We start from the raw sequence: 11573 nt of genomic DNA, 5'->3' as shown, positions 1-11573 counted from the left end.
CTGATTAACTACACCATCGAGCGAGAAAAATAACTGTTTGAACCACGGATTCGCTCGGATTCCGCGGATTTTGTAAACGATTACAAACAGAAAGCGCTTGCCACTTGGCAAGCGCTTTCTGTTTTACATAAGGTCTAGATTTTTTACAAAATCCGTGGAATCCGACGAATCCGTGGTTTAGATAGATTAACGCAGATCTTGCTCAGGCTCGGCCACCTGGTAGCTTACGGCGTCTGGGGCTACCTCGCTCACGTTGAACAATACGCCGTCAAACGTGCTGTCTACCATTAGCTCGTGGCGCATGCCGCAGTTGTGGCACTGGATTTCTTCGATTTCGTAGCCCTCGGCGGCTGTTTCGGGTTGGCCGGGGGTAGGGGCATCGGGAGCGGGCACGCCAATGAGGTCCGTGAATACTTCGGCGTGGCACTTGTTGCACTCAAATTTGAGGCCTACGGCGCGACCTTGCAGGTCGGAAAGGGAGGCACGCTCGTCGGCTTTTTGTTGAATCCACATAGGGAGGTTGGTTTGGTTTTGGAGTAAAAGGGCGGTATAGCTCTAGTGTACGCGCAGAAGGCCCTGTTAAGTTGCCCGAAACCGTATGATGACCGCCAAAGTGGCCAACGCAGCATTGGGAACAGACCAGAAGCATGTTATCTTGTCTGGTGATGACTTCAGCCTCCCTACCCCTCAGCCTACGGACGACGCCCCTACCCCTGGTGCCCCTCCTCGAAACGGCCGATCTGTATTTGCGTGCGCCCCAACCTACCGATTTGCCGGAAGCCGCCGCCATGCACGCCGACCCGGATTTTTATCGTTTTCTGGGCAACAAGCCCAACTCGGAAGAAGAGGTGTGGCGCCGTATGCTGGCGCAACTGGGGCATTGGGCTATGCTGGGCTACGGCTCCTGGGCTATCGAGGAAAAAACTAGTGGCCGCTACATAGGCACAGTTGGTTTTTTCGATTTCCAGCGCGACCTCACGCCCTCGCTTAAAGGTACGCCAGAGGCAGGTTGGGTACTAGCTCCGCACGTGCACGGCCGTGGTTACGGCTCGCAGGCGCTACATGCCGCACTGGCTTGGGCCGATGCGCAGCTACCAACAGGGCGTATCACCTGCATCATCGACCCCGATAATGCAGCCTCCTTGAGTTTGGCGCGGAAGTTTGGCTTTCGGGAGTTTGCCCGCACTACCTATCACAACGATACGATTGTTGTATTAGAACGGCTACGAGAAGATAAACGCCTTCCTATCGGGTAACAGGCAAAAGCAAAGTGCCCTGTCGCCCCACAGGAGAATCCCGCAGAGCGACAGGGCGCGCTATTTTCAGCTTAGACGGTGCTATAACCTACTTTTCGGCCAGAAGCTGATCAATGGTCTTGTTGAATTCAGCAATTTCCTGATCGTAGTATTTGCCGGTGCCGGGGCCAGAGAATCCGGTATGAATCTTCCGTACTTCGCCCTTCTTATCCAGGAAAATGGTGGTAGGGAAGGCCAACACTTTTTCTATCTGGGGTAGGGATTTGGCAGCAGCATCTTTGTCGGCCACACCGGCCACAGCCACGTCGTAACCCACGTTGAAGCGTTGCTTCATTTTCAGCAGCTTCGCGGCGGCTTTCTGCTGGTCGGGCGTGCGCTCGTAGCCCAAGCCAATGATTTCGACGCCGCGCTGCTTGTTTTTCTCGTACCAGGGGGCCAAGAAGTTGGTTTCATCCATGCAGTTGGGGCACCACGAGCCCAACAGTTGCACCACCACTACCTTGCCTTGGTACTTGGGGTCGGAAGGTGAAATGCTGCCGCCTTCTAGCACACTCGGAAACTTAAACGTCAGCTTTTTCTGCCCTGGCTTCATGCCCGCCAGCGAGTCGGCATTGGGTAGTTTGGCGTTGGGGTCGAGGTTGGCCACCCAGGTTTCATGGCCGGTTTTGCCGGAGTAGAAGTCGCCCTGTAGGGTGCCATCTGCTTGCTTGGCCGCCGTGAACAGGAAGCCGTGGCTGCCATCGAAAGTAGAGAGGCGCAGCGTGTCGCCATTGGCCTGGCCCGCCAGGTAGCGGTAGTCGCCGGTAGTAGTCAGAAACGTGCCCGTTACATCATGGCCTTTTTGCTTGAATACGCCCACCGCAGGGTAGGAGTCCTCGGGCTTGTCGCCCCGGAACGTCACGCGCCAGGTACCATTAAAATCAGCCGGATTTGCCTGCTGCTTGCTGAAAAACAGCTGCTGGCCGCCTAGCTGCGCTGTGAAAGGTATGCGGTAGGGCTCCTTGGCATCATACTTCACCCAAGCGCCCGTTAGCTGTCCGTCGCCGGCAGAGCGCACGACCAACGCCGCATCAAAAGCACCGAGCCGGATGGTAGTAGAATCGCCAGCGGTTGTGATTTCATCCAGTTTCAGGCGCTCTTCGCCGTTGCGCAGGTACACCACGGGTTGGTTGGCCGTGTCGCGCTCTACCACAAACAAAAACGGAATCTGTTGCCCTTGGGCCGTAAGCTCCCCCCGCCACGGTCCTACCCGCAGGGGGGTAGAGGGTTCTTTGGCGGCAGAATCAGCGGCTGTACGGTCGCCAGAATTGGATGTGCAAGCGGCTATGGTGAGGGCAGTACCGGCGCCCAAAAGGAGCTTCTGAAAAACAGACATATTCTAAACAAGGTAAGGAATGAGTCAAAGCTAAACCACTACGCTAGTTAGTTGGTTTATAGACTAAGTTCCGGCGAAGATAAAGTTTGGGTAGCGCAACGCCCGGCAACTATATTTGCGTACCTATTAGGAAGTTTACCCTAGTTCACCTTTTCTCTTTTTTGCATTATGGCGTTTGACTTAGAAATGATTCAGGCCGTGTACGCCGGTATGGGCCAGCGCATCGAAGCCGCCCGTGCCGCCGTTGGCCGCCCGCTCACTTTGACCGAAAAAATCCTGTACGCTCACCTCTACGGCGGCGATGTAAAGCAGGCTTACGAGCGGGGCGTTTCCTACGTCGATTTCGCTCCCGACCGTGTGGCCATGCAGGACGCAACCGCCCAAATGGCGCTGCTCCAGTTCATGCAAGCCGGCAAAGCCAAGGCTGCTGTGCCCAGCACCGTACACTGCGACCACCTGATACAAGCCAAAGAAGGCGCTTCGGAAGACCTTGCTACGGCTAACAACGAAAACAAGGAAGTATACGATTTTCTGGCTTCGGTTTCCAATAAATACGGCATCGGCTTTTGGAAGCCCGGTGCTGGTATCATCCACCAAGTAGTACTGGAAAATTACGCCTTCCCCGGCGGTATGATGATCGGTACGGACTCGCACACGCCCAACGCGGGTGGCCTCGGTATGATTGCCATTGGGGTAGGCGGTGCCGACGCTGTAGACGTGATGGCCGGCATGGCCTGGGAGTTGAAATTCCCGAAAGTAATCGGCGTGAAACTGACCGGCAAGCTGTCGGGCTGGGCTTCTGCCAAAGACGTGATTTTGAAAGTGGCCGGTATCCTGACCGTGAAGGGCGGCACTGGCGCTATCGTAGAATACTTCGGCGAGGGTGCCGACAACCTGAGCTGCACCGGCAAAGGCACCATCTGCAACATGGGTGCTGAAATCGGGGCTACTACCTCGGTATTCGGCTACGATGATAAGATGGCTGACTACCTGCGCTCTACCGACCGTGCCGACGTGGCCGAGTTGGCCAACGGTATTCGTCAGCACCTACGCGCCGACGATGAAGTGTACCAGGACTCGGAGAAGTACTTCGATCAACTGATTGAAATCAACCTGTCGGAGCTAGAGCCTTACGTGAATGGCCCGTTCACGCCGGACGCTGCCTGGCCAATTTCGCAGTTCGCTGCGGCCGTGAAAGAGTTTGGCTGGCCCGAGAAGTTGGAAGTAGGCCTGATTGGCTCCTGCACCAACTCCTCGTACGAAGACATCACCCGTGCGGCTTCCATAGCCCAGCAGGCTGTTGAAAAAGGTCTGTCGGTAAACGCCGAATTCACCGTAACGCCCGGCTCGGAGCAGGTGCGCTACACCGTAGCCCGCGACGGCCTCCTCGACACCTTCGCCCAGATGGGCGGTGTGGTGCTGGCTAACGCTTGCGGTCCGTGCATCGGCCAGTGGGCCCGCCACACCGACGACCCCAAGCGCAAGAACTCCATCATCACCTCGTTTAACCGCAACTTCGCCAAGCGCAACGACGGCAACCCGAACACGCACGCGTTTGTGGCCTCGCCCGAAATCGTGACGGCCTTCGCCATTGCCGGTGATTTGACGTTCAACCCCCTCACCGACACCCTACCTACCAAAGACGGCCAGCAGGTGAAGCTGGACGAGCCGATGGGTATTGAGCTGCCGGCTCAAGGCTTTGCTGTAGAGGACGCTGGTTTCCAGGCTCCTGCTGCTGACGGCTCGGGTGTGCAGGTTGTTGTTGATCCTACCTCGGAGCGTCTGGAGTTGCTGGAGCCCTTCAAGGCTTGGGAAGGCACCGACCTGAAAGGGTTGCGCCTGCTCATCAAAGCCAAAGGCAAGTGCACCACCGACCACATTTCGATGGCCGGCCCGTGGTTGAAATACCGTGGTCACCTAGACAACATCTCCAACAACATGCTTATCGGCGCTACCAACGCCTTCAACGACGAAACCAACTCGGTACGCGACTTCGTGGTACAAGGCGACGGTTACAACACCGTACCGCAGGCCGCTCGTAGCTACAAGAGCATGGGCATCGGCACGGTGGTAGTAGGCGACGAGAACTACGGCGAAGGCAGCTCGCGTGAGCACGCCGCTATGGAGCCCCGCCACTTGGGCGTGCGCGCTGTGATTGTGAAGTCGTTTGCCCGTATCCACGAGACCAATCTGAAGAAGCAGGGGATGCTGGCTCTCACGTTTGCCGATAAGAACGATTATGGTTTGGTTGAAGAAGCCGACACCATCGACATCATCGGTCTGACGGACTTCCAGCCCGGCAAACCGTTGCAGGCTCGTCTGCACCACGCTGATGGCGACACCGACCTCATCACCCTCAATCATACCTACAACGAGGGACAGATTGCGTGGTTCAAAGCCGGTTCAGCCCTCAACCTGATCCGCTTGCAGGAGTCGGGCCAGGTGCCAACCGACACGGCTGGTAACTTGGTATAACCAGTTGGTGTAGTTTGTTCTACATTGCAAAAGCCGCTTCTCTCATGTAGGGAAGCGGCTTTTTTGTGTTATGGAGGGTAGGAAGCACTGGTTACTTTTTGGCTGGAATCGTATGAAGGGAAAAGCTCAACACTCTTTATGGCAGCAACGCTTCAGAAAATAGGAAAAGGAATTGCCTATACCGGCGCAGGTATTTTGGGAGCGGTAGCGCTCTACTTGGGCACGTCGTTTATCCTGTCGCGCATTCCAGTGGGTACGCGCACACCACCAACTGAGGGCACTATTGAGGCCTATATCTTATCCAATGGCGTGCATACCGATATTGTGCTGCCTGTGCGTACTTCGCAGATCGATTGGAGCGAGTTTATCCCCTATACCGATACGCCTGCTTCAGACACTACCATGCGCTACGTAGGCTTCGGCTGGGGCGACAAAGGCTTCTATCTCGATACGCCTACCTGGGCCGATCTAAAGGCCAGTACGGCTTTTGAAGCTATGTTCTGGCTTAGCTCCTCGGCTATGCACACCACGTTCTACCACGAGCCCAGCGAAGGCCCCGATTGCGTCCGCATCTACCTCAAACCTGCTGACTACACTCGTTTGATCGAGTTCATTAAAACCAGCTTCCGTTACGATACGCAGGGTAGGGTGCAGCATATAACAGGCCATAGCTACGGCCGCTATGATGCTTTTTACGAGGCCAAGCGCGTGTATAATCTATTCTACACCTGCAACACCTGGGCCAACGACGGCTTGAAAGTCGCGAATCAAAAAGCCGCTCTGTGGACGCCCTTTGATTCGGGGATTTTTTATCAGTACCAGTAGGCCTTATAAGGTAGCTACCTGCTCGGGCTGTGTTTCGCGGGGTTTTTCGATGAGGTAGTAGTAGGCTAGAATACCCAACCCTAGCAGAAACGGCACCAAAGCCAGGTGTTTGCCCGTGAAGCCGTAACCTAGCTGTACCGCGTCAAAACCAACAAATTCGCTGATCATCCAGTAAGAGTTAGCCGTAATCCAGAACACGATGGCCAAGTTGTGCGCTAGCTCGGCCTTGATGCCGCGGGTGCGCCAGGTGATGAGCAGCGCAATGCTGAGGGTAGGAAATATCATGCTGATACCGAGCGGCTTCCAGATCATGCACCAGCCAATATCCTTGAGTAGCCAGAAAAGAATATGCAGGTTTTCCATGCGCCGGTAAGACGCAGGAATGGTGTATACAAAGTGTTCGGAGGGCGGGGGCATATGGTGGGGCGTTAGGCCGAACAAAGGTAGGAACGGCGCAGTAGCCGGAAAAAGTAACACATCCGTAGACAGCTTATTCTCCAACAAAATCGTAGTATAGCCGAGAACTGTCTGCACTTTTTCCAAACCTACCATGATTACATACGAACAGATTTTCGAGAACAACCGCCAGTGGGTAGCCAACAACGAGGCATCTGGCCCGGAATTTTTAAAGCGCCTAGCCTCTGACCAGCGCCCCGATTACCTCTACATTGGGTGCAGCGACTCGCGCGTGACAGCCGAAGAACTGATGGGTGTGGCTCCTGGCGAAGCGTTCGTGCATCGCAATATTGCCAACATGGTGATTAACATCGATTTGAACGCCATGTCGGTGATTGAATATGCTGTGTTACACCTAGGGGTAAAGCATATTGTGGTATGCGGACACTATGGTTGCGGCGGTGTGAAAGCGGCTATGCAACCCAAAGATTTGGGTATCATGAATCCTTGGCTGCGTAACATCCGCGATGTATATCGCTTGCACCACACCGAGCTAGATGCCATCGAGGACACCGATGCACGCTACGACCGTTTGGTAGAGCTAAATGTGCAGGAACAATGTGTGAATGTCATTAAAACTGCTGTGGTGCAGCAGGCCTACCTCAAACAAGGCTACCCCATTGTACACGGCTGGGTATTCGACTTGAGAACGGGCTTGCTGAAAGATCTGAACCTGGACTTCGAGCACATCCTACACGACATTCAGGACATCTATAATCTGAGCGAAGAAACGCTTTACAACAGCAAAAGCAGCCCTGCAGCTGAGATTGGTAAAGAAGCGAGCGTAGAAGACAACCGGTAGAACGGGCGCTAAATAAAAACGGCTGCTTCCGTGTAGTGTAACGGAGGCAGCCGGTAAGGCGTGGAAAAACGGCTGGCTAATTCAGCCAGATGCTGGCAACAGGCGCAAAGCGCTCGGTTGCAAACGCACCGTAGGGTGCCTCAGCGTAGAAACCCAGAATGTGCACCTGCGGCTGACCAGTGCGAGCATGTGTCAATACACGCACAGGATATATCTGACCCTCTTTGGGCCATTCGCCTACATAGTCAGCCGGGCGGCGTGAGTCGTCTACACAGCGAGCAAAATGCTGCACGGGCGTTGGGACGGGAAGTTTGACTTTCGACATATCCAAAGATACGAATATTGATTCTAAACTAAGCAAATTAGTACCAAGATATTCTAAATTTAATACGGTTTTAATATTTAAATAGTTATAATTAATATATTTTTTTAGTACTTTTCAAAGCAATAATTTATATTTAATTTTTAAGATGTTTTATTGTTCATGCTAACCCATTTAGTTGAATATTGTTTAGTCTAAAACGTATATAATCTTGTGGTCGTTACTGAGTGGAGCGAGATGTACTGTAGCAGAAGCCACCTTTGTTATGGCTGTACGACTACTCGTTGTGAAAGAGTGCTACCGCCAGCCGAGCGTACCTGTAATAGATAAAGACCAGCCGGATACGCATACAAATCTAGTGTGGTACGAGTAGTGGCTGCCTGTTGCAGCACCATGGTGCCTGCTTGGTTAAACAAACGAATGTCGGTGGGGCTGAAGGAGGTAGGTATCTCTATGTATAATTTCCCAGTAGTAGGATTTGGGTAGGCTTGCCAAGTGACAACGGGGGCTGCCGGGCGTGTGGGTAGCACCTGCGCAAAGCGCTGGCGGGCATCGTCGGCGGCGGCTTGCAATTCTGGCAACGATGATGCTCCCAACACGGCCAGCGTTAGGGTGGTGGAGTCGCCGGGGGGTAGGGCACGTAGAGCGGCGCCTACCAGCTGTGAAACATCGGCGCCGTAGGGTAGGCCAGCACTGGCATACGTAGTTCCATTGCTGAGGCCGTCGTATTTTTCGGTTCGGCTAAAGCCCCCAGTAGCTGGTGCTACTAGACCGGTAGTAGCGGCATTGTTGATGGCGTAGTATGCAGGCGCTCCTCCATCCAGCACCTGCACACCCACGTACAGATCGGAGGTGGCCAGGCTATACACGTACCCTAGCGCACGGCTGGCATCCCACATGGCCACATTGCGAGCAGCATCGCGGGGTAGGTCCCAATCCATAAATAGACCAGCGTAGAGCGGCTTTAGCGTATCGGGGGTCATGTTGGTGAGCCGATACTGTAGCACTACATAGTTGCGGGCAGGAGCATCGGCCCAAGCGTAGGCGTGCTGGTGCACCCGCACCCCTACCGTGCGGTTACGTGTGGCACTAGGCAGCGAGTCCTGAAACACACCCTGCGCCTCCTGCGTGGCCCGCACAGGGCGGCTAAAGAGCGTCTGACTTTGCATGTGAAAATCCTGGTCATTCCCTTTGGCGCCGCGCACCTGACTGGAGACACGCGTGGGCGATGTAGCTACCACCAGCCCTCCTTCATACAACAGTGAGCTACCTTGGTGATAGGTAATCCCTTCCCCGATACCAGAAGCAGGATTATCGTAACCCAGCGTACCCTGGCTGGCCAGAGTAAGCCGCAAGTCGTTTGCATTGAGCACCACGTAACCGGGATTTAAAACCACCGTCAGATACTGTGTAGCTTGGTAACCATTGTCAGCAGTCAACCGGCATTCAACTAACGCTTTGGCATTGAGCGGCGTATTGGGGGTAACTGTCAGCCGGAAGGGTTTATCGATGTTGGTAGCTCTCCCGAGCGTGGGCAGGGCTGCCACGGCAAAAACATCGGAAGGAGTGGTGAGGTAGGGAGAAAGCGACGTGAGAGATACCCGCAGGTTAGTTACCGGCTGCAAAAGGTTCTGCACTTCTATTTCCAACTCTTGCTGCCCTGCCGTGCTGGTGCGCAGTACCTGACTGCGTACGACTCGCGCAGCGCGCGCATCGGTAGTCAGCACAGCTCGGTATGCATCCAGTCGACCTGTGCCCAACTTGCCCAAGTAGGCCGCATTGCCGGGTAGGGTGTAAATATCGGGATTAGTAGTGGCACGCACTTGCGCAATTACTTGTGCTGCTGAATAGCTAGGAAACTGGCTACGCACTAATGCCGCCACACCCGCCGCAATAGGCGCGGCAAACGACGACCCAGTTACTGCTATATAGTCATCCACATAATCACCCCGTGCCGTTAGAACGTCTGTGCCCAGCGTGCATATATCAACACGTCGGTTATAGGTGAGAGTACCCCTCGTATTATCGGCTCGTACACCAGCCACCGACAACACATGGTCGTAGCTGGCAGGATAAAAATCCTGTTCTGCATTGTTATTACCAGCCGCTGCTACAATCACCACGTCCCGATTTACGGCAACGTAGCTGATAACATCTTGTTCGTATTGAGAGCGGCTGCCCGGTCCGCCCCACGATACATTAAGCACTTGGCAACCGTGCTCGGCGGCGTACACCATCGACTCATAACCCGCGAAAGCACCCTGCGCCGTACTCGGATATATTTTGAGAGGCAAATAGCGGCATTTGTATCCTACTCCCGCAATGCCCTTTGCATTATCAGGTGTGCCTGCTGCTATGCCGGTAACTAATACACCATGTTTCTTGGGACCAAGTAGTGCGTCAACATAGGGATTGTTATCCTTATCGGCCAGGTCCCAACCTCTGAAGTTGTCAATATAGCCATCGTGGTCATTGTCAATGCCATCAATCGGATCTGCATAATTATATTTTACCTGACCTAAATCTTGGTGGTCGAAATTGATACCCGTATCAGAAATACCAATTACAATAGTGGTATCGCCCTTTGTTACATCCCAGGCGCTGTACGCCCGAATGTTGCGCAGATACGATTGTCCATCAGTGCGGGTGGAATCAGCTAGGGGGTCGTTGGGTTGGGAGAGCGGCGCGTAGTAGTAAAGCGGCTCGGCGTACAGCACAGTACCGGTATTCTGCAGCAGGTGCCGTGCCCGGTCGAGGTCTGTGGGGGTAGGTAGCTGGATTTCATAAATCAGGCTGATATCGACCGACCCGGGCTTTTCAGGATCGGGGAGGAGCGTGTTGCTGAATTTCTGGTGCAGCTGCGTCGCGCCAAGGCGTTGCAGCGCAGCTACCAGGGTAGGCTCGGCAATGGCCGTGGCCGTAGCCAAATGACGCAATTCCGGCTTCAGACGGAAAACTAGCCGTCCCGGCTGTACGGTTGGGGTTGAAGGTGTAGCCGAATCAGACGGTTGAGCTGCTACCCGCAGAACAGGTAGTAGCCAGCAAATCAGCAAGAAATAACGAACAACACGTAACGGTAGCTGCATCGGGGGTAGGTAAGGAAATGGTAGAAATCCGCACGCATTGGCAAGTTCGTATGAACTTGCCAATGCGTGCGGATTTCTACGTTTTGTTTACCTCCGATTACTGCAAGAACCCCGCCTTTTTGCGCGTGTTTTGTTAGCCGCTTAGTTGCCCGTGGGCCGCTCTGCACCCGAAGCTTCGGGTGCGCATTCTTTGCCTGTTACCTGGCCATCGGCACCAAACATAATCTTGATCGGCTGTGTATCAGTGGCGCTGCCGAAGAGGTAGGACCAAGTGTGGCCATTGCCGGTAGCGTCGTCGCCGGTAGGTTCGCCCATTAGGTGGCGCACTTGCTCTTGTGTCATCCCTACCGTTACTTCAGCGCAGCTAACCGCGTTTTTATAGCTTTCCTGGGCCGTACAGGCACTCAGTAGCAAGGCCGCAGCAGCGGCTAGCGTGGCGTATATTTTCATGGTTAGGTGCTTCTAAACGATGTCGCGCAGGTCTTTGCGCAGGTTTTCAATACCCCGCGCTATTTCTTCCCACAGGCTTTTATTTTGTTCCGATGGGGTAGCACCAGCCGCGTGTTCGGTGGGAGTAGGGCCGAGTTGCGCAACCAGCTTTGCCCGCTTGGCTTCCAGTGCCGCCGCGTGCTCATGGTAGGTGGCGTGCGAGCCGGCGGTGGTAGCGTGGGCGCGGTTGTGCAGTGTCTTTATTTTGGCGTCCAATTCCTCCAACGCCTGCCGTAAGTCGGCATCGGAAAGGTGTTGGGGTACGCGCACATTTTCGGGAGTGGGAACAGACGACATAGTGTAGAGGTGATAGAGCCGACCGATTATCGGCGGCCGTTCTTGCTTCTACTGGTTTTAGGTCGGAAGAGTTAGGAAGTGGTGCGTTTGTGAAATGGTGAATGCGAGAGCGTCTGTCATCCTGAGCGGAGCGAAAGACCTTGTGCCAGTTGAACGACTATTGTACTAACGACTTGTTCTACCGTGAGAA

11 protein-coding genes are annotated in these 11573 nt (G+C 54.4%); 4 read left to right on the top strand and 7 right to left on the bottom strand.

Annotation, left to right across the window (positions count from 1 at the left end; all coding sequences use genetic code 11):
* Positions 1-186: 186 nt before the first annotated feature.
* Positions 187-513, bottom strand: a complete 327-nt coding sequence (locus KYK14_RS19865; protein ID WP_185282855.1) for a hypothetical protein — start codon at positions 511-513, stop codon at positions 187-189.
* 152 nt (positions 514-665) lie between these two features.
* Here KYK14_RS19865 and KYK14_RS19860 point away from each other — a divergent pair, with 152 nt between their 5' ends.
* Positions 666-1256, top strand: coding sequence for a GNAT family N-acetyltransferase (locus KYK14_RS19860; protein ID WP_219161390.1), 591 nt, complete (start codon positions 666-668; stop codon positions 1254-1256).
* Between the two features lie 88 nt (positions 1257-1344).
* On the opposite strand, the gene KYK14_RS19855 is transcribed toward KYK14_RS19860, so the two are convergent.
* Positions 1345-2631 carry a TlpA family protein disulfide reductase gene (locus tag KYK14_RS19855; RefSeq protein ID WP_219161387.1) on the bottom strand — a complete coding sequence of 429 codons (1287 nt, stop codon included), beginning with the start codon at positions 2629-2631 and terminating at the stop codon, positions 1345-1347.
* Between the two features lie 168 nt (positions 2632-2799).
* Between KYK14_RS19855 and KYK14_RS19850 the strand changes: the two genes are divergently transcribed.
* Together KYK14_RS19850 and KYK14_RS19845 are read left to right on the top strand one after the other, a co-directional pair.
* Positions 2800-5106, top strand: coding sequence for an aconitate hydratase (locus tag KYK14_RS19850; protein ID WP_219161384.1), 2307 nt, complete (start codon positions 2800-2802; stop codon positions 5104-5106).
* Between the two features lie 138 nt (positions 5107-5244).
* Positions 5245-5931: a TIGR02117 family protein gene (locus KYK14_RS19845; RefSeq protein WP_219161381.1), complete on the top strand. Its 687-nt coding sequence runs from the start codon at positions 5245-5247 to the stop codon at positions 5929-5931.
* Between the two features lie 3 nt (positions 5932-5934).
* On the opposite strand, the gene KYK14_RS19840 is transcribed toward KYK14_RS19845, so the two are convergent.
* Complete coding sequence (locus KYK14_RS19840) at positions 5935-6465, bottom strand: hypothetical protein (RefSeq protein WP_219161378.1); 531 nt, start codon at positions 6463-6465, stop codon at positions 5935-5937.
* Positions 6466-6481: 16 nt separating this feature from the next.
* Here KYK14_RS19840 and KYK14_RS19835 point away from each other — a divergent pair, with 16 nt between their 5' ends.
* Positions 6482-7189 (top strand): carbonic anhydrase, encoded by a 708-nt coding sequence (locus KYK14_RS19835; protein WP_185282861.1) that lies wholly within the window; start codon positions 6482-6484, stop codon positions 7187-7189.
* A 76-nt stretch (positions 7190-7265) separates the two neighbouring features.
* Here the strand turns inward: KYK14_RS19835 and KYK14_RS19830 are convergent, their stop codons facing one another.
* The 4 genes from KYK14_RS19830 to KYK14_RS19815 all read right to left on the bottom strand — a co-directional run bounded on the left by KYK14_RS19830 (position 7266) and on the right by KYK14_RS19815 (position 11383).
* Complete coding sequence (locus KYK14_RS19830; RefSeq protein WP_219161375.1) at positions 7266-7514, bottom strand: hypothetical protein; 249 nt, start codon at positions 7512-7514, stop codon at positions 7266-7268.
* A 260-nt stretch (positions 7515-7774) separates the two neighbouring features.
* Positions 7775-10447: a S8 family peptidase gene (locus tag KYK14_RS19825; RefSeq protein ID WP_219161372.1), complete on the bottom strand. Its 2673-nt coding sequence runs from the start codon at positions 10445-10447 to the stop codon at positions 7775-7777.
* Positions 10448-10738: 291 nt separating this feature from the next.
* A complete protein-coding gene (bamE, locus tag KYK14_RS19820) occupies positions 10739-11047 on the bottom strand; it encodes an outer membrane protein assembly factor BamE (RefSeq protein WP_185282864.1) in 309 nt (102 codons plus the stop codon).
* A 12-nt stretch (positions 11048-11059) separates the two neighbouring features.
* The gene (locus KYK14_RS19815; RefSeq protein ID WP_185282865.1) at positions 11060-11383 is read right to left on the bottom strand and encodes a hypothetical protein; all 324 of its coding nucleotides are present in this window, start codon (positions 11381-11383) and stop codon (positions 11060-11062) included.
* Positions 11384-11573 lie beyond the last annotated feature (190 nt).

The sequence above is a fragment of the Hymenobacter profundi genome, assembly GCF_019334315.1.
Taxonomy (GTDB): domain Bacteria; phylum Bacteroidota; class Bacteroidia; order Cytophagales; family Hymenobacteraceae; genus Hymenobacter; species Hymenobacter profundi.
This window is presented reverse-complemented; position numbering and strand designations above follow the sequence as displayed.